Source organism: Mycobacteroides franklinii (genome assembly GCF_002013895.1).
Classification (GTDB): domain Bacteria; phylum Actinomycetota; class Actinomycetes; order Mycobacteriales; family Mycobacteriaceae; genus Mycobacterium; species Mycobacterium franklinii.
In genome coordinates this window covers 64,746-83,670 of the sequence record NZ_MAFQ01000006.1, presented here as the reverse complement: position 1 = coordinate 83,670, position 18,925 = coordinate 64,746, and the positions used below count along the sequence as shown (strand labels likewise).

Here is an 18,925-nt window from a genome sequence, read left to right as displayed (position 1 = left end):
TATGGAAACGTAAGCACGTAAATAGGTCGGGTTCTATTGCCGAAATCGTCCATACGAATCACCGATATGAACGAACAGGTGAAGTGCACTCATGGTTATTAAGAGCGTGGTTAGCGACGGAATTCAACGGAGAGTAGAAAAGCGCCCAGGTGGGCTCTTCTACTTGCATCGACGGTGGGCGCCTGCGGCTGATTTGGTGGCCATCGGCCTCACGTCGCTGGTGTCCTACCAGCTTGCGCATCATCTGCTGTCCGGGCGCCAGGATCTCGGTCGTTGGTACATGGCGACTGATCTGATTATTGCCGTCGTGTGGTTTGCGGCGTTGTCGCTGCACACCGTGGGGCCGGGCAAGGCGTTACGGGCGGTGCTCCAGGAATGGCAGACGGTTGTGGGCGTCACGTTCCAGCTCTTCACCATCGTTCTACTCACCTACCTGATTTCGCGCATCGAGCTGATCGACATCCGGCACCTCGTCATCGAGATACCGCTCGGACTGCTCGGCATCATCGCTGCCCGGCACGTGCTACGCCGTCTATGGGGCTCGGAGGCTCGCACCTCGGTGCTGTTGGCCGGTGATCACGACGCCGTTCGGGAGATGGTCACCGCGTTCCGTCGTCACAGGGACAGCGGGTTCGAGGTTGTCGGCGCATGCACGCCGGCGGTCGACGCACGGCTGGGCGCAACGGCGATCGAGGTGGGGAATCATCACGTTCCCGTCGTCGGCGATGACCGGAACGTGATCGAAGCAGCGCAGCGCACCTCGGCGCAGATCGTCGCCGTCGCGATGACTGACGACCTTGGGCGGAAGGAACTTGCCGTTCTCGCCTCCGATCTCGGAGCTCTGGGAATCGAGCTCGCCGTCTCCCCGGGACACGTGGACGAGAACGTTGTCGCCACTGCGGATCGGGGCCTGGAGCGGGTTCACATGCTGGAGATGCTGGCCCCGGGATACCGGCGTGCGCGGTCCATGTCGAAGGAAGCCTTCGACATGGTGTTCGCCACTGTTGCCATCCTGGCTGTAGCACCGGTGATGATCGCGATTGCCGCAGCCATCAAACTCACCAGCACGGGCCCGGTGTTCTACGTGTCCGAGCGAATTGGGTTGGACGGTGTGCCTTTTCGGATGATCAAGTTCCGCAGCATGTTCACGGGCGCTGATCTTCAGACCGCGGGAATGATCGACTCGGCCGGGAGCACGCCCGTCTTCTTCAAGGCGAAAGACGACCCACGGATCACCCCGGTGGGGGCGTTCCTGCGGAAGTACAGCCTCGATGAGCTACCTCAGTTCTTCAACGTGCTGTTCGGTGACATGAGTGTCGTCGGGCCGCGGCCTCAGGTGCAGCGCGAGGTCGACGCCTACGACGACACCATGCGGCGGCGTCTTCTGGTGAAGCCGGGTGTCACCGGCCAATGGCAGGTCAGCGGACGCAACGATTTGTCGGTCGACGAGTCCATTCGGCACGACATCTCCTACGTCGACAACTGGTCGATGGGGCTTGATATCCGCATCATTTCGCGGACCGTGGGTGCGGTGGTACGTAGCGAGGGAGCGTACTGACGTTCGGCCGGTGTCAGATCAGGCCGTGGACCCGCGTGGTGTACGGGCGCGTTTGACTTCATAAAGCTTGAAATCGGCTTGCCGGGTGAGGGATTCGAAGCTGAAATCCACCGCGTCGGTGGATGACCAGGCGATGCCCACGCTGAGCGCGACGCCGGGCGCGTTTGCGTCCAGCGGCGCATTGCGAATCCGCGCGTTGACCTCGGAGATATCGTCGGGGTTGTCCACGAACGCGACGACCATGAACTCGTCACCGCCGATGCGCGCGGCGATGTCGTCGCGGTGGGTGTGGGCGAACAGATTGTCCGCGATGGCTTGTAGCGTCCTATCGCCGGCTTCATGGCCGTAGGCGTCATTGAGTTCTTTGAATCTGTCGACATCGGCGACCATCACGACAACGGTCGTGGGATTCGCCCGCTTGTTGAGCAGGTACTCGAAGATGGCTTGCACGCCCCTGCGGTTCAGCAGACCGGTGAGCGGATCTCGGTTGGCGGCAGAAACGGCGGCTCGAATCGAGCGTCTGCCTCCTTCGATCACCGCCTGGATGAAGATCGGCAGCATCACCACAGTGGTGAACACCGGTGCGTTGTAGAGGAATTGATCGAGGAAGGTCGCCGCGCCGGTGTGCACGTTCCACAGCGTGATCGAGCTGAGCACAGCCAAAGCGAAGATGCAGTGCACGGCCAGCACGCGCCAGCCCAGCAGGAATGCGGCGAACACGCCGATCATGCTCATGTAGAGGACCGGCGCGAGCCGCATCATCGGGCCGGCATACGACCAGCCGGAGACCGCGAATGAGAGGTCTGCCCAGATGACGAAGAGAATCGCCCAGCGTCTGCTCGGCCACGGTCGGACCATCCAACACGCGCCTATGAGGAATGAGACCGCGATGAGCGATTGGTGGATTGTGCGTCCGGCGCCCTGCGGACCCAGCGGATGCATGTTGACGATCGTTCCCAGGGGAAGAATTGACATGCACAGCAACCCGATGGTGATCTTCAAATGCCGCAGGTTTTGGGGGCCGAGTGCGCCGGTGACGAACCGATACTCCTGGTCCGGGGTCCGTCGGCGTCGTCGCCTGAGTCGTCGGTTGCTGGACACGGGCTGAGTATGGGACATCACCGGGTGCGTGTTTCTGGGTTCTAGAGGCTTGGAGTCTTCCGGATTTGGAAACAGTCCTGCCGGCGGCCTGCACGTTAAATGTGCCCTCGGCAGGATTCGAACCTGCGACACCGGCTTTAGGAGAGCCGTGCTCTATCCCCTGAGCTACGAGGGCGGGGGACCGGTCAGTTTAATGGCCTGAAATCCGGTCAGATATCGAGGTGACACTCTACTCGGTCTGTGTGCATGGGCGACATCGCCCGGGGGTCGGGGAATGGCCAGTCTTGAGGGGCTTCTTAATGCCTGGCCAGCAACTGGCGCGCACAGTTGCACGCCAGCTGGACAGTGTTTCGGTTGGCTCGTGAGAATCGCGGGCGGCCCAGCAGTTAGGTCAAGAAGCTGTGTTCGACCCAGATCGCTTGAGTGGGCTCAATGTTTGAGGTTGTCTAGTCGCTGGATTGCGGTTTTTGTCGGCGTATGGCGCTGCATGCCAGGATGTTCCGGGCGAGCATGAAGCCGGTCATGAAGAGGTGCTGCCGGTCTGCGGTGTGGGCGATCAATCTTCAACTTGCGAAGCAATCGATCGTTCTGGCCAGTTTTGTCGACCTTCGTGCAGATTAGAGACGTGGGGCGTTGATTCTGGGTGCTCAGTGAATTGTGCGGCCCAATCTGGATCATTGAGTACCGCGCCCTCTGCTTCCAGCCATGCTGGGTCGTGACCTTCTATGCTGGCGCCGGTTAGATTGGTGTTATCCAAAGAAGCGCCCCTAAGGAGCGCTCCGCGCAGGTCTGCACCGGCCAGATTAGCGTTGTCGAGGACGACCTCGAGCAGGGTGGCCCAGCGAAGGTCCGCGCCGCGTAGATCGGCCATTTCAAACGTGGATCGTCGTGCATAAACGTGTGCGAGATCGGCTTTGATGAGAACCGATTTGGAGAAATTGGCCAGTTCCAGATCCGCCTGCCGGAGGATCACTTCTGCCAGGTTGGCTCTAGAGAAGTTGACCCCGGACAGCTGCGCACGCGTGAGGTCTACTTTCGCAAGATAGACGCGGTAGAGGTGAGTGTCGATCCAGTGGTCCCATTGTGGGCGGCCGCTAGGCGACGTCCATTTCGGGGGTGCGGGGAAGGTCAGGTCAGGGGAGCGTTGGCGCGCAAGGGAAGTCGGCCACCAAGGCAGAAAACGGCCGATCCATACTGGAAGTCGTCTGAGGAGAGCACGCGCAGGCTGCCCCTCGTCCGGCACAGGGGCAGGGATATCGAATTCCTCCGACCTTTCAAGCCGATCTGTCCACCACGTTGAACGCTCTGCCAGCTCCAGCACAATGGTTTTGCGGACCTCTGTCTCGGCGGCATCGTAGCTGAGATCGTCGGGCCTGACCCGCAGGTAGGACCGCAACAGATCGGCGACCATTTGCCCTTCACGGTTTTTGCTCTGGGTGATCCAGTCATCGGCCAGTGCCAGCAATGCGAACACGCCCGCGAGCCGTATTGCGGCCGAAGTATCTGCTCCTAATTGTGTTGCGGCAGTGGTGTACCGCTCGTGCTGGTTATCTTGGCGGTTAGCTGCGTGTTGGGTCGTAAAATGTTCGCCGGTTTGGCGACGGACTAGAGCGGAGCTGACGAACGTGATGATGGCGGCGACTGCCACCGTCAGACCCGCGAACAGTGTGGCCACGGGCTGTGTTAGCCAGTCCATATATGTCTCCGTTCCTGCCAGGGCCGCTCTCGTGCCAGTACTTGCAGAAGCAACCTTATTTCGTGGGCAATGTGCAGCAGCTCTCTTGCTTCAAGTATGGGGCTCTGCATCAGCGTTCAGCGGATGCCAGAGGGTGCACGCTTGGTGCTGGAGTCAGCCCCGGCGTGCTGGCTTAAGCGGGTCTGCCTGGATGAGCCAGTTGATGTCGGCGCCTGAGTCGGCAAGCTCTTGGATGAACGTTTGGTCGGGTCGTTCTGAACAGAATCGTAGTTGGAGGCCTCCGGTTATGCGATTGTCCTTGTGCACGAGTTCAATCCAACAACCGTTGGGGATTCCAGCGCCGCGGCCGCAGTTGCACCAGCGGGAGACTTCCTTCAATGGAAGCCCAAAGGCCGATTCGGTGAGCAGGCTCAGGAAGATGTCGTGGTCGACGTCTATGTCGGCGTGGCGGTTCATCTCGATTTTCCATTTACCGTCTGCGGTCCAACCTCTGACCACGTACGCCCTTCCGATTAGGTGGAACAGCCCGACTCGGCGCAGTAACCCGGATCCGAGCCACGGCATCATTTTTCGGTGCGTGCCTATGGAAGCTCGCTCATGGGATGTGAGGTGACCGCTGTACCACAGCGGGGTGCTTTCGTTTGTGGCGCTGACGGTGTCATGCCAGCGGGCAAGCCATCGTCGCCAGCCTGTTCGGGTGAACAGCGTTATGCGTGCGTTGGTGCCGGCTAGTCCTATCGTCAGTGCGCGGCCTGACACTGCGAAGATACGCAGCCCCGGCACGCCATATACCTCTCCGTCGGCGTAGCGTATGGGAAACAAGTTGTGGGCTGTAGAGGTGAACAAGGGATCGTCGTTGGCTCCCGATTTTGGTGTATCGACGTGTACCGCAAGTCGGCACTGGGGCAAGGCCCGGACGTGTGAAACACCCAGCGGGTGTGGATGAAATGATGGGAAACTCATCAATCGGTGCAGTACGAGAGATTCCAATAAGGCTTGGTCCGGGCCGGCGTCGGGAATAAATGGATGTGATCCCTGGGCCGTTGGATTTCTCCAAGAGCGGTGAGATTCTCCTGTGTACAGTTCCCGGGTCAGCCGAGCGGTGAAAAAATCCTTCATGACAACCCCTTTCGCGCGTCTTGCCACCTAAGACGTCTCAAGGTCATGTCGGATACATCGATACAGCGGACAACTGGATGATGGAGATACAGATCTCTCCTTGATTCCCCTACGGTGCTGACTTGGGTGGCGCAGCACCGAGAATCGGCCACCATCTGGCCATGCGGTCGAGCATGCCTGTAGTCCACCGCGATTGCAAGCCCCGGCATTGATACGGGCCGTCGCTGGGCCGGCTTGCTCTTAGGTATGGGTCTGTATGTGCTATCCCGATCTGGGGGCGACCGGCTTGTCGGTCGCGATCTTTACGCTCGCCCAATGCGCTTAAAATCTCATGCACCGCTACGCGGTATTCAAATTGCCACTGTTTTCCCGCGCTTCGGCAAAGAGCGCGTCGTGACGAGCCACAACGCTAAACGACCAAGTCGAAGCAGTCGGAGTAACTGGGCCTTGGCCTGTGGCAGGGAAGGCATGACCAGGAGATGCCGGCTCTTGAGCTCTTGTGTCAATGGTAATGACCGCGAGGTATTTCACCGCCTTGCTCCTGGAGATGTTGGGCTGAGGCTCCCGGAAACCAGTGCCGCCGACGAGCGTGGAGGCACAGTTTCGGCAGAGGGGGGAACTGGTCTTCACCGCGGGGCATGTCGGAAGTTGGTCGAGGTATGACGCGCTGGATAGCGTTAGTCGAAACTGCTCCTGCCGGCCGGTGGTGGCCATGGGACAAAAAGAGTGAGGTTAGATTGTCTCCCCCAGTGGCTGTTCCAGTCTCGGCGGCCGTGGGTGACAAGGTGGTGCTTTGGCGCGGCCAGTTCGGCGGGGGAGTTGTCGCGATTGGATCAATCATTGACGAGTTGCCGGTGGAGAGCCGTCGAGGGGCGCTGCGGCGGATTCTGGAGGGAAATCAGGGCGCTGGCGAACATGTATACCGACGGTGCGCGCTCAGATACGACTTCTACGGTTTGAGTACACCCTTGACGACAGCATATTTGCGGTCCAGTGGCCTACAGATGCTGATTGCCCAGGTCCCCGGCGGAGGCGAAATTGACGGCGAAGAATCAGGTGCGGTCGAGCTCGACATGGACGACTCGTTATGGGCTCGGCTGACCGAGCTGGCTGAAGGAGCGCCCGAGCCAACGGAATGGCCTACCGCCTGGCACATCAATCCTGGCGAGATCGTGCGGTCCCGCAGGGAACTGCACGCGGTATACGGCGGTAACACCCGGGCGCGGATTGCACCCAGCGGTAAGACCCCTAACGTCATGATGTTCGTCGATCCAGATTCGGCTCCTATCAGGGAGGCAAGTGCGCAGATAAGCCGAGAAGCTGGAACGATACATGTGTTGGGCAATGCGGAGTACGACAGCCGACTTACTGGCGAGAACCTCATCGCGCTTGGCCATGTCAACAGGGGGCTGGCGTTGCGAGTCTTTGAGCTGCAGCACCAAGGATATCGGTATCTTGGGGAATTCACTGCCGCGCAGAAGGATCCCGTGCAGCGGTGGGTTGTCAGTCAAAGGGACTCCAGGTATGCCGGCACTTTGAACGCCACCACTCCCGTTCTGCGGCTGCAACCAATTGCAGGTCGAGCGCTCTCCGGCGCGGAGGACTCCAAATCGGCTCCGACCATCCGGTTGTCGCTTAAACACACTGTGACTGTTGCTCGGACTGAGAACGAACCCAAACCTGATGATGGGGGACCTGGCATCGATGATGAGACCGCCATGATCCACAGATTGCATGCATTTCTGAAGCGCGACACCGACGCTGTTAGCGCCGTGTCCGCTCTGGGTGACGCACAGAGCATGGCTGCTCTCATTCAACTGGCGCGGCGACAACGAGATCTGGCCGAGCTACGGTCGATTATCGACTCGCCCGACAGTCTTGAGGCCGATTTGCAGAAGCTGGTGCAGGGTATGCCCTGGCTGTTCGGCGGGGAGTTCCTTTCCCGGAGCGCCCGGCGAAACCTGACGACTCGGGACCAACTCGACATGTCGCTCATCCGCCCGGACGGGTCGATACATGGAGTCGAACTTAAGAAAGCTAACATCGAGAACCTCATCCGTCGGCGCGGCTCCTACTTCGTTGTCGGTGCGCAGGTGAATTATGCTGTGGGACAGGCATTCAACTATCTAGCCAGCCTTGATGAGCAACGTGACCGCATACTGAGTGATTTCAACATCGACTGTCGGCGAGCATCGATAACCGTCGTTGTAGGTCATTCGTCTTTCGTTTCGGCAGACTGCGATCGCAAACAGATACTCGAAACGATCCGTACTTACAACAGCCATCTGACGCGAGTATCGGTCGTCATGTACGACTCGCTCATCGATAACGCTGAACGCGCTTTGGCGTTGGGACAAGATTGCCAATATGGGTAGATTCGAGTGGCTATAGTCTTGCGATCTGGCCGGTTCTGGGCCATGCTTGACTGCGAGGCTGGAAATGGCGGCCGATTCCTGGTGTTGAGCCACCTAAGTCAATACCACAGGGGAATCAAGAAGACCTGAGTCTTCCCATTAACAGTTCGATCGTATCGGTTGCCCGACATCACTTGACGGCATCTTAGGTGGCAAGATGCTTGAAAGAGGTTGTCATGAATGGCTTTTCCAATACTCCGCGAGATCGTGGGATGTACACGGGCGAGTCGTCCCGCTACTTACGTAATCCGAATTCTCCCCGTTCAGGCGCGTCTATCCCTGCGGCGAGCCCCGATCAAGAGCTGCTGGAAGCCCTTGTAATGCAAGGCATCTTGGCTGGTCAAGGCTTTCTCGCACACCCACTGGGTGTCTCTCACGTACGGATCCTGCCGGCAGGCCGGCTGGCGGTACACCTTGATCCGCCCGAACGGGCCAAGCGCGTCAACCCCGTCGATGAACAAATGGCCCTGAACCTTTTCCCCCGCCGAGATCGAAACGAACTGGTGGGCGGAGTGCCGGGTCTACGGGTCGTTGCGATGCAACATACCGCCATGACAATTGGGTTAGCCGGCACCAGCGCGCGCCTAACTCTAGTTGCACACTCTGGGTGGACGAGATGGCTCGCACGCATGAAACAGGAGGCGGTTGCACTAAGAACACATCCACTGTGGGAAGAGCGCGAAATGACTGTCGCGGAACAGGACTGGATCCAACCGTGGACACGGCGATCGGCGTGGATCGGCTCGGGGCTGCTACGCAGAATCGGGCTACTTCATAGTGTCGCAAACACCTACTGGGTCAAAGGCCGGCCGATGGGCGACCTTTGGAAGATCGAAATGTTCACCCACCCAGGCGTCAATCTGAATCACGAAGACCTGGTGAACCGGCTTACCGATCCGCAACTCGGACTGCCATTGAAGCAGAAATACTGCTCATGCAGCTGCAGCCACAACCTACGATACTCACCGGGATGCACGGTGGAGCTAGCTCATCGCGTAGATCCCCGCGCCGGAGGACTCCAGTTACGGCTCTACGTGTCGCCACTGGGTAGAGACTGGGGGCCACGCCTAGCTGACGCGGGTGCGCGGTCTTCATGGTTGGAACGAATTGGCCTACGGTGAAAGTCGATTGCCCCACGTCCGATGCATCTGATCGGTGACGATGTAGTTCCCAGCGAAGGAAGCTGATTGGACGAGCTGCAGACATCACGATCGGGGATCAGGGTTTCTGCGGATTTCGGTGCCAGATTCCATTGGTTTGCGACCGCGGCAGGATGTTTCGATCTGCATGTGGGGAAGTAGATGGTGGTGCGCGGCGCCGGGCAGGTGCATATCGTCTAACGGATGTTTGGCGTTTGGGTTGTGGAACACGTCCATTCCTTCGATCCATGTCTCGGGGTTGCCTTCGGCGATTACTTCTTCGAACGGGATGGGTGTCGAGGAATCAGGATTGGGGTCCCAGAGGGTTCCGCTTCGTACCAAGGTGATGCCGTCGACACCAAACCCTGCGCCGACGCCCATGCGGTTGAACTTGTTCAATGTGCCTGCGTTGTTGAACAGTACGGCGCTGATGTTCTCGGCGTCTGGAAGTGAGAAGAAACCTGACGGTACGACCTTGTCTTCCCACCTGTGGTCTTCGATGGGGCTTGATTCGATAATCAACCGGTTGGCGCTGTCGCGCCGTGGTGTTTGTGTGATGCCGTACAAGTACATTGGCAATGCCGGGAAGCTATACCGCATCGACAACGGGGCGTGGAAATCCTGGATCGCGAGCGCCAGTGGTTTCCCGGCCGCCGCGGGTTTGGTCCAATATTTTTTCGCGAGCTTGCTAGTGAGCGGGCCCGCGTATCTGATGGGGAGATAGTGCCTGACGTAGGAGGCCGGGTCCTCACAGATGTGGAGTGTAGTGAGAGGGTCGGGTTTCCCTGCTGCACGCACCGTCGGGTTGATTGTTGTTGCTTCTAGAGCGAATTCCCCACGGATCCCTCTGGCGAGTAGATCGGGTGCAGGCTTGGGGCGTTCGACCTGACACCCGGCTTCAGACAGGGCGGCGAACAGGTACAGCTCCCAGAGTCTCGCGTCGAAGCCAGTGGTCTGGAACTGCTCGACAAAGTTACCGTCGGCATCGTCGTACGAGCGCATCATTTGCCCGATGATTGCTCGGGCCGCGGCGAAGTCGTCACCTGACGCCAGCCGCTGGAAGCGCAGATTCAGCTTCTCATCAGGGACCCGGGGAGCGAAGAAATCAATGGCGTCGCCAGACTCGTCGCCCTGGATTCGCAACACGTCAAGTGCGGGCAACATCTGCTGGACACGTCCGGTGAGGTTGGCGGTCGCCAGCTCCGCTTTTTCGTAAGGGCCGTCCTCGCCGATCGAACGAAAGCGCCCTAAGGCGTCGCGTGCGAAGATCGTCGTCAAAAAATCACCGTCTACATCAACCACAACCGTCGCGAGCACACAACCGTCGGCGGACTCGAACCACGCCAGCTCCTGAAACAAAAGTGGTGCCGCAGGATGTCGGCAGTAGGAAGCGAACGCGTTCCAGCGTTGGCGAGTGATTCGGCGCATGTGACTTGGCCCCCGTTTGATGATCTCTCAGATCTGAGCTATCTGGCAGGAGACTATCTCGTGTAATGCGGGGGTTGCGGGTTCAAGTCCCGCAGGCGGCTCTCTTTCCCTCGCTGGGTGGCTCTAACCAACTCAACGATTGCCCAGGGCCGGGGTTCGGACGATCGGTTAGGTATCGTCTAACGCGTGTCCTAGCGGCCGGCCGCTTTGGCAGCAGACTCGATCCAGGCACCCATGTTTGAATGCCCGCCATCCGTGTTCCAGCGATGGAGCGGGTATTTCGCAGGCAGAGGATTCTCTCCCGCGTCATCGGTATCGCCGTTGCGGTCCCCAATTTTCTCGATGCGTACGCCAAGAAGTCCGTTACCGCGGGCCATGCTGCGCTGGATTTCATAGTTCACGTACGGGCGGGAAGCGGTGTACTGGCCTACGAGGACGACGGTCACGCTGGTGTTGATCAGTGCTGAGTCGATCATCGCTTTGATCGCTGCGTCGCCCTTCTTCTTCGCTTCCTCCCATAGGGACGCGTCGAAGTATCCAGCTGCTTCTCGGCTTTGTGTAACCCAGCTGTTGCGGACAACGTTGGCCCGCCAGATGTCACGCTCGTAATGGAAGCTGAAAAACACCCGTCGAGCCGCGCTGCTCACCTCTCATTTGTTGGGTAACCAGAAACTACGTTGACCTCGCAACGTCTCGTACTAGCTCGCGAGCGATCGCTGGATAGACGTTTCCGCTCGCCAGGAGTTCATGCAACGAGGATTGTGCGCTAGCTGATTCGGCCAGCCACCGTGCTTCACCTCCTGGAAAGCCGAATGCGTACATAGGGCGCTTAGATCGCAGTTCGGCGAACAATGCATACTCCGTAGGGATGCCTTTCATGCCACCGACGAATACGGCTGCGGCAGGCCGCGTCTCGTTGAGCATCTGGCGGCGCATAATGTCCAGGCTTACGGGTGCATGCGCTGGGTCAGCGGCTTCGTCTTTGGCCGCTGGCGTCCGAATAATCGTGCCGATTCCGTCGGCCTCGAAGCGTCGGGTTGCCTCGGGAAGGATGTCATCGAACACCGCAGACTGATAGACAACAACCTGGGGCGTATCACTTGATTCAAGTTCCGCTGCGACATACAGGAGCAGTGGCGCGATCGTCGGATGAGCTGCGGTGACTAGGGACCCCCCGGCGCTCAGCACTGCGCGAGCGACAGCCACAACAGCATCGGTGATTTCCAGGGCATCAAAGGCGCCGTCCCACCGAGCAGGATCAGGGATGCTTGCCGAGAGAAAGACTGGCTTGTCTGCAAGTGGTTGCGCGCTCACCATTGCGCCCCAATTGCGTTGTCTGGGACAAGGTCGAGGCCTCTGCCGTCGGTAATCCACTTCAGATGCCCACAGGCCGGCTCTCGCAACTGGCGGGCGGCATGAACCAACAGTGCGTTAGCGTTAGCGTCGATAGCGGAACGCGTTTCGTCCAGGCGCTGGAGGTCTTGAGCGCTTGGAAGTCTCGGCGTTACACTAACAATTGATCGTCCTTTCGCTGCCGAGACGTCAAGAGACCAGTCTTTCAAGGGAATACATGACGCTCCGGCGGCGCGTGCTGCGTCTTCGACATTACATACGAGCATTCGCCTTCTCCTGGCTATACCGTGAGCATGTGCTTTCTCGACCTCGCGGATGATTCTGTCCAGTCCGTCTGGTTTAAGAATTTCGTAGCCGTGGTCGTCTGTTGTGACCTCGTCGGGCGCAAGCTGTATTCGCGGAATCCCAGCGCTCCCAGGGATATTCTTAGGTTCTCCTGGCCATTGAAGGATCAATGTGCCCATAGTGTGGCTGAGGGCATAGTCGACCTCGTCGAAGACCCACTCAGAGAGGTGAGCGAGCGGGGTTTCAAGTATCAGGAGGAATGCGTAGCTTTCGAGGGCGTCAGCGATGTGTGCTTGAACGTCGGCACCCTTGGGTATTGCAAACCGGTCGATGAAGGGTACGAATCGGTGACGGGTTAGCGCATCGTGAAGTTGCTCTGCTGCACCGAGGCCGTCTTCGCGTTTGTGGCTGAGAAAGACTCGACGATCTCGATCCTCAATGCCGAGTTCTTCAAGAAGTAGCTGAGCCAGGCGGTGCTCTGGTTCGTTACCGGACCATTCAAATCCGTTGAACCGTGAGAGTTCGTCGGGTACGAGTGATTGGAACTGCCCTAGGTTGTCCACCACTGGGATCGTGACGCGACCTTTCGAGGTCGCTTCTTTGGTCGCGGCAGCAAGTTTTGGACTACTTGCTGCCGCGGGGCCGATCAATGCGACAGCAACCGACGGCGCGAGGGGAGTAGGTGTTGATTCGGTGACGTCGACTACTACAGACCTGTGCATGCCGATCGCATGTAACTCGCTAGCGACAGCCGATCGGAGCTCGGTAAGCCAGTCGTCGCGGTCGACGTGCAGCACCTGGATCTCGTAAGTCACAGACAATGCGCGATCCTTCCTTGGTTTCCCAACGGCCGTACCACCGCACTAACGTTCCTTAAGGGCATGAGTTCGTTGTCCGGAGCGCTCGGCTGTTGTCCACGAGATAGCTCTTTGAATTGCGATCGCCGAACGAACTTTCGATGTGTCCTCGTATGGTTGTGGCCGAGTCTGGGTACATCATGTAGCGGACGTAGGATGCAGCCTGGTTGCCTTCAACCCAGTTGTCTTTCACCCGAGCCGGGAGTGTGGCGCTGTTATTTCTCGATGGCAAGGGATACACAAGCAAACCACTACGCTTGTTGATCGGATCGTTGCGGAGTGAGGAAGAGATTTCCCAATCGACAAAACGTCGGCCCCAAGTGCACTGGCCGAGGAGCACGATTGTGACCGTTGAATCGGACAAGTAAAGCTCGCGTATGCGCCGCTTAATGTAGTCATCGTCGTCACTGTCGATGAAATCGTCTTCGACCGTCACACCCACTGACCTCGGTATGAATTCTGAACCAAAGTCATCCAGGAACTGTTCAACCTCGGGCAGATCGTCAACATGGTACGAGACGAAACACTTGTGACGACTCGGATCCTTCTTGCGCGCCGAGGCTAGTTCAGCCGTGTGCTGAACACGGAGCATGCGCTCCTTGGCTGACGCTCGATACCCACCCGGCATTGACAACTCCCCCACCTCTCCTGTTTGGCACGCCAACGTCACGTTGTTCGGTTGCCTCGCAGCAATGTTCGACAAAGTCGACCGACTGTCCGCCTCTTGGGCCTACAACCAAGCATTCTGCACCACAGCGCTGGTGGTTGCACCAAGTTCGCACCGCATTATCCGCCGCCGGATGGATCTCCCAGCTTCACCCGCGCCGCCCGTTGATGCGCGCCACGTTCTTGGGTGCGGGGTTTTGCAGGTTGATCGCCTCGTGAACGAGTCGCGAGTTGGTTGCCTCCAAAGTGGAGATGCGTTCCCGAAGTTCTTTGTTTTCGTCGAGTGCCGCCACCAGCCGAGTTCTACCCGTCCTACTTCGAGAAGGTGAATGGCTCGTTCAGCGGCGACATCCTGGGAGTATGTCGTCCGATAAGCGCAGCGCTACGGGTCGTCGGCGCCTGGCCATCGCCAGAGGGACAGCTTGAGCGATTGATCCAGGCACTGGAGTCGGCAGCTGAAGATCAGGATCGCGATCCCGATGAGCGAGGCAAGCTATGAAACGCTGCTACCTGGTTGGGGTCGTTCGCTTCTCAGGTCGCCATCGGCGCCCTGGGTGGCGTCGGCGGAAATCTCCTGAGCTGAACACTTCTTAGTGAGCTTTCTTACAGCATTGAACCTATGGAAATCGGGGCGGAGTTGATTTACCGGGCTGCGGGGCAACCGGCGCCTGACCCCGTCGCGCTGGCGAGTGCATCGGCCCCCACGTGGGGATACGACGACTCTGGGGATGCCGAAAGTGTGGCGGGCGTAGTGCCCGACGACTTCGTTCCTCCTCCGCCCGACGTTCCCGTCGACCCCGACGCCGACTGGCGACAACCGTTTGACCCTCCGCTGACGCCGAACCTGGAAGACCTCGGCTACTACGACTCCTCCTGGGGACAGCTCTACGGCTACGACCCCGGCAACTGGTACAACTTCGACCTTGGCGGCTTCAATATCTATGGTTTCGACTTCCTCGGCTATGACCGCTGGGGTTACGACCACTGGGGCTACAACTGGAGCGGTCGCAACTGGGCCGGCTACGACCGTGACGGTTGGGATCGTGACGGCCGCAACGAATGGGGGCAGCGCCGCGGCTGGCCGGGCGACCCACGCAATCAAGATTGGTACAACGACCATCATCGGTACGAGCAGTATTACCAGTGGAAGTTCCAGAACGACGATCCGGTGTACCAACGCACCCAGTGGAACCAGGCGCACGGAGTCAACCCAGACCAGTATCGAGACTGGAACATGAACCGGGATTGGCATAATCCGCGCAACCGCGACTGGGCGCCCTCGGCCACCACGGTGATCAACGACGTCAATGCGAGGGTATCCGCCCCGGTAGTGAACCCGAAAACATCACTGGCACAATTCATCTCCAACGATAAGGCCGCGAGCTCCTCCGGGGCCACTGATGAAGGACCTTGCGAGCAAGTCCACTCGGAACTTCACCAAGGAACTGACCGCCCAGACCACCACTCCTATCAAGGCGCTAACCTCGACGCGGGGGCAGCAATCGGCTGCGCTTACGAACCGCCAAAATGGCTTTGCACCACCGGCTTTGGCGGCAGCAGCACCTGCTGACCCTCCGTCCAAGGTGTCGCCGAGTTTCATCGTGCCCAAAGTTGCGCCTGTGCCCGCAGTCGACAAGCCCGGACAAAAGCCGGGGTTGGTGCCGCGCAACGTCGGGCCGGGAGTAAACCTGAACCCATCCCCGGGCAAGGGGGTGATCCCACCCGGTTCCTTGGCGCCGGAGGACAAACCGCGGCCAGCCGCTCCGCCTAATTCCGTGGTAGATCCTCCGGCTCGGCAGGATGCGCCGCCCCGGCGTGCCGTGCCGGCACCACCTGCGCAGGATGCTCAGCCTCCTAAGGTTCCAGCGCACGAGGCACCGGCACCGCAGGCGCCGGCTCAACAGAAGTCGCCGGTACACGAGGCTCCGCAACAACGGGCCGCTCCGGCACCACGGCCAGCTCCTGAACCGCGACCTGCACCCGAATCACGGCCCGCTCCTGAATCGCGACCTGCACCCGAATCACGGCCCGCTCCTGAATCGCGACCTGAGCCGGCACCACGGCCAGCTCCTGAACCGCGGCCTGCGCCGGCCCCGAACTTCTCGGCTCCGGGCGGCGGAAACAGTCGCTGGCCTTAAGGGTCCGCGTGGCAAGTCCCTCCTGCCTGAGTCCGATGCTTTCCCATCTGAGATCGGGGAGAGGGGCGACGAGAGCTTGCGATGATCAAAGGTGCTGAATAGATCTGTGAGGCCTGGCTAATCGATTGATTCTTCGGCCGCGGCCCTCTTGGAGACCTCGATGTGGTAACCGTGGAGCACGGTGATGATCATCGAAATCGACACCACGCCTTCGGCAATGAAGAATGCCGCGAAATCGATCAGCGAGCCGATCGGTGGATCGCCGGGCACCGCATTGCGCAGCGGGATGAGTGCGAAAAGCAATGTACCGAGGAAACCAAGCCCGGACCAGAACAACCCGAGCTTGCCACTGCCGACGTACCAGGCGGCGATGAGGGCCGCGACAGTCAGACACCACATGAACGCCATGATGAAGACCGCGAACACGAGGGTGCTCGTCGAGCGCGCGACCGTGGCGGTAGAGACGAACACTGATTGGGGCGGGGTGATGGTCTTGGTCTCGCCATTTTGATGATGAACCTGAATCGATTCTTCCTGCTTCGGGGCTACCTTGAAGAAGGCGTCGATGTTGTTGAACACGACACGGACGGGAACCTCACGCCGAGTGGGGCCGTCACCGATGTGTACACGGAAGACGAAGTTCGACGTGTAACTGTCAAAGGGATAGTCGGTGAACATGCCGTCGCGCAAGGCAAATTGGACCGACACATACTCAGGACGTTCGTTCGCCTTGGCCACCACTGTCGGGTTCGTGACAGCGTTACTGACTAAGGTTGCGTCTTCCTTCAGGTTGTGGTGCTCGTCCACCAATGCTCCCTCGCCGCGCACCTCCAGCTGCGCGCTGATCCGTGCTGTGGCCGGATCCACCTTCTGGATCAGCACGGAGATGTTGACGCGGTCCGGATTGCTTGTCTCCCCAAGAACAGTCGCGCGGTCGCCCCGGTCACGTTCCCACCAATACAACGAAACGCTCATGCACGTAACTACCACCACGAGTATCCCCAAACCAACCAGTCTGGGCACGCTCGGCAGGCGCAACGAACCGATCGTAGGCGTCGACATATGGCACCTTTCCGCAGGTATCTCATCCGTTGATGGCACGGGCGTCGCCTAGGAAGCCCCGCCGGAGCTACTTCGACAGCGTTGTCGGCTGTGCTCCGAAATCGGCTGCGACGAAGAGTGTGCAGCTCGCCGCTCGATGTTAGCGCCGGATCCGACATCGCCTGCGCCGCACGCTGTCCGGGGATGTCGGATCAAGCCGTACTGTGTCGGACCCGGAGAAGCACTGCGCCTTCGGGACTTGATCAGGCGCAGTGCGTGTCCGGTACTGGTGTCGGCGCGCTATAGGCAACGCCACGGGTGGAGCAGGTCGCGGACCGGGCCACCACAGGGGCCCCAGCCGCCGTCGCGCCATCCCGGACCACGCCAACCGGGGCCACCCCAGCCGCCGCCATGGCCGCCCCAGCCGCCGTGACCCCAGCGGGTGGGTACGGCAGTGAACTCGTCAGAGATCGGCACCCTATCGTTGCCTAGGGCAGTGACAGCAGTTGCACTGGAAATGGATTGTGTTTCTTGACTATTGGTCGCCGCGGAGGCGACTCCGGGAAATGCCAGTGTGCCGGCACAAGCGGCGGCCACGGCCGCCAACACAACTCGACCGCGCACTGATTGTGGCTTCGTCATCGACGGTCCTCTCTCAGTAAGTTTTACTACCTAAAGATATGACCGGAATGATGGGGTTTCCTGGGTGATTCCCTGCGCGGTAGCTGTGAATGCCGATACCACAAGGGATTTAGCGGGTACGGCGAGTATCCAGCTCGGAGCATCGAGAGGGTGAGCTAGCGCGAAATGCGAGCGCTCGAAGCTGGGAAAAATTCAGGAAACTACTGGCGGGGACTGTGGTCGACGGCGCTGTGGTCGACGGCGCTGTGGGTGTGGACCTAGCTCACCCTCTCGATGCGGTGATTGGTGCTCATCGGCCCCGTAAGGGAGCCGGTGCGGCATCCATTAACGGTGGCACTATGCAATAGTTGTACTATGCCATTCTGGTTGTGGAACTGCTTCTGGACTCATGGCGCACGATGCGCGGACGTGAGCCATGCGGGTAACTGGGCGCGACCATCGGAACCAATAGTGACGTTGCGGTACTCGAACCCGTCGGGGAGGAGGCGTGGCACATTGACCCAGGCGCGCGCTCGTCGCACCTCGTCGACGACCAGATGTGCCCCGATGATCTCGCGCAGTTCGTCTTCGGTGAAGGCGCGCGGTCCGAAACCGATTTCCGGAGGAAATGCTTCAGTTGCGAAGACGAGCGCAAAGAATTTTCCTCCCGGTGCCAGTGCGCGTGTCGCGGTTCGAATATAACCATCGCGCGACTCTCGCGGCAGACTGTGAAAGACAAGCCCGTCGATGACGGTATTGAAATAGTTGGAGTATCCGGTGTCGGCGGTGAGGTCGGCCGTCGCGAATTCAACATCCAATTCGAGTTTTTCCGCAGTTTTTTTCGCTTTGTCGATTGCGCTGGCGGATAGATCGAGACCCACCACCTCGTAGCCCAAACTGGCTAGGGCCAATGCGGTGACCCCCACGCCGCAGCCGGAATCAAGAATCGGCCCGTCGAACCTTCCTTGGCGTTGTAGAGCTGCAAACTCTGGCTGCATCTCCCCGATGTTCCAGCCCGGATCCCCGGGAGCGTACGAAGCCTCACCGCGGTACAACTCGTCCCAATCCACTGCGTTTACGTTGAAAGTTGGCATAAAACAAAGTTTAGGTAGTCCATCTAGTGCTAGGCAACGGAGATGCTTTTAATCGGCATAATTTTAATGTGTTTCTCAGGCGATTATCTGCGCCACCTTGAGGAGATCTGAAGAGAAGCTGTCAATACCCTGAATTTACATCGCAAATTCGCATACATTCAGAGGTTTTGGTGCATAAATTAGTTGCGGATTTTCATTTATGTAACGACATCGGAACGGTCGATATCGTGGCTGTGGTACGAATGAGGTCCTTGCGTGACGGGGCGCACCTGGCATGAGGATTTCGGTGCATTTTCGGCCGCGGTCCACGTGGCGCGGGCAGGATCTGGGCTTCGGTCGGCCTGGGGAGGGCGCACTGCTCGCACGGGCGTTCCTTTTATTTGCGAACAAGATAGGCGTGGGTCACAAGGCCTGT

16 protein-coding genes and 1 tRNA gene are annotated in these 18,925 nt (G+C 59.3%); 4 read left to right on the top strand and 13 right to left on the bottom strand.

Features of this window, described 5'->3' with window-relative positions; all coding sequences use genetic code 11:
* Nucleotides 1-91 precede the first annotated feature (91 nt).
* The gene (locus tag B4393_RS10250) at nt 92-1,558 is read left to right on the top strand and encodes a sugar transferase (RefSeq protein WP_078334079.1); all 1,467 of its coding nucleotides are present in this window, start codon (nt 92-94) and stop codon (nt 1,556-1,558) included.
* 18 nt (nt 1,559-1,576) lie between these two features.
* Here the strand turns inward: B4393_RS10250 and B4393_RS10245 are convergent, their stop codons facing one another.
* The 4 genes from B4393_RS10245 to B4393_RS27455 form a co-directional block, all read right to left on the bottom strand.
* Nucleotides 1,577-2,659, bottom strand: coding sequence for a GGDEF domain-containing protein (locus B4393_RS10245; RefSeq protein WP_236743152.1), 1,083 nt, complete (start codon nt 2,657-2,659; stop codon nt 1,577-1,579).
* 102 nt (nt 2,660-2,761) lie between these two features.
* Nucleotides 2,762-2,834: transfer RNA gene (locus B4393_RS10240), tRNA-Arg, on the bottom strand.
* Between the two features lie 381 nt (nt 2,835-3,215).
* Nucleotides 3,216-4,355 carry a pentapeptide repeat-containing protein gene (locus B4393_RS10235; RefSeq protein ID WP_078334077.1) on the bottom strand — a complete coding sequence of 380 codons (1,140 nt, stop codon included), beginning with the start codon at nt 4,353-4,355 and terminating at the stop codon, nt 3,216-3,218.
* 153 nt (nt 4,356-4,508) lie between these two features.
* Complete coding sequence (locus tag B4393_RS27455) at nt 4,509-5,474, bottom strand: hypothetical protein (RefSeq protein WP_133052534.1); 966 nt, start codon at nt 5,472-5,474, stop codon at nt 4,509-4,511.
* Between the two features lie 773 nt (nt 5,475-6,247).
* Here B4393_RS27455 and B4393_RS10225 point away from each other — a divergent pair.
* Complete coding sequence (locus tag B4393_RS10225) at nt 6,248-7,849, top strand: Shedu immune nuclease family protein (protein ID WP_157901273.1); 1,602 nt, start codon at nt 6,248-6,250, stop codon at nt 7,847-7,849.
* A gap of 1,244 nt (nt 7,850-9,093) precedes the next feature.
* Here B4393_RS10225 and B4393_RS10215 read toward each other — a convergent pair.
* From B4393_RS10215 to B4393_RS27450, 6 genes are all read right to left on the bottom strand, one after another.
* Nucleotides 9,094-10,455 carry a hypothetical protein gene (locus B4393_RS10215; RefSeq protein ID WP_133052535.1) on the bottom strand — a complete coding sequence of 454 codons (1,362 nt, stop codon included), beginning with the start codon at nt 10,453-10,455 and terminating at the stop codon, nt 9,094-9,096.
* A gap of 191 nt (nt 10,456-10,646) precedes the next feature.
* Entirely contained in the window at nt 10,647-11,102 is a 456-nt protein-coding gene (locus B4393_RS10210) for a TIR domain-containing protein (protein ID WP_078334072.1), read from the bottom strand.
* 25 nt (nt 11,103-11,127) lie between these two features.
* Nucleotides 11,128-11,769, bottom strand: a complete 642-nt coding sequence (locus B4393_RS10205) for an SLOG domain-containing protein (RefSeq protein ID WP_133285898.1) — start codon at nt 11,767-11,769, stop codon at nt 11,128-11,130.
* Nucleotides 11,766-12,908, bottom strand: a complete 1,143-nt coding sequence (locus tag B4393_RS10200) for a toll/interleukin-1 receptor domain-containing protein (RefSeq protein ID WP_078334070.1) — start codon at nt 12,906-12,908, stop codon at nt 11,766-11,768. The genes B4393_RS10205 and B4393_RS10200 overlap by 4 nt, the downstream gene beginning before the upstream one ends.
* A gap of 58 nt (nt 12,909-12,966) precedes the next feature.
* Entirely contained in the window at nt 12,967-13,542 is a 576-nt protein-coding gene (locus B4393_RS10195; RefSeq protein ID WP_157901272.1) for a TIR domain-containing protein, read from the bottom strand.
* A gap of 223 nt (nt 13,543-13,765) precedes the next feature.
* The gene (locus tag B4393_RS27450) at nt 13,766-13,909 is read right to left on the bottom strand and encodes a hypothetical protein (protein ID WP_157901271.1); all 144 of its coding nucleotides are present in this window, start codon (nt 13,907-13,909) and stop codon (nt 13,766-13,768) included.
* On the opposite strand from B4393_RS27450, the gene B4393_RS10190 reads away from it, so the two are divergent.
* A complete protein-coding gene (locus B4393_RS10190) occupies nt 13,900-14,115 on the top strand; it encodes a hypothetical protein (protein ID WP_078334068.1) in 216 nt (71 codons plus the stop codon). The genes B4393_RS27450 and B4393_RS10190 overlap by 10 nt on opposite strands.
* Nucleotides 14,116-14,235: 120 nt before the next feature.
* Nucleotides 14,236-15,186 (top strand): hypothetical protein, encoded by a 951-nt coding sequence (locus B4393_RS10185; protein WP_078334067.1) that lies wholly within the window; start codon nt 14,236-14,238, stop codon nt 15,184-15,186.
* A 284-nt stretch (nt 15,187-15,470) separates the two neighbouring features.
* Here the strand turns inward: B4393_RS10185 and B4393_RS10180 are convergent, their stop codons facing one another.
* The 3 genes from B4393_RS10180 to B4393_RS10165 all read right to left on the bottom strand — a co-directional run bounded on the left by B4393_RS10180 (nt 15,471) and on the right by B4393_RS10165 (nt 18,510).
* Nucleotides 15,471-15,677: a hypothetical protein gene (locus B4393_RS10180; protein WP_078334066.1), complete on the bottom strand. Its 207-nt coding sequence runs from the start codon at nt 15,675-15,677 to the stop codon at nt 15,471-15,473.
* Between the two features lie 194 nt (nt 15,678-15,871).
* Nucleotides 15,872-16,729 (bottom strand): DUF4436 family protein, encoded by an 858-nt coding sequence (locus B4393_RS10175; protein WP_070936486.1) that lies wholly within the window; start codon nt 16,727-16,729, stop codon nt 15,872-15,874.
* 1,094 nt (nt 16,730-17,823) lie between these two features.
* On the bottom strand, nt 17,824-18,510 hold the full coding sequence (locus B4393_RS10165; protein WP_078334064.1) for a class I SAM-dependent methyltransferase: 687 nt from the start codon (nt 18,508-18,510) through the stop codon (nt 17,824-17,826).
* Nucleotides 18,511-18,925 lie beyond the last annotated feature (415 nt).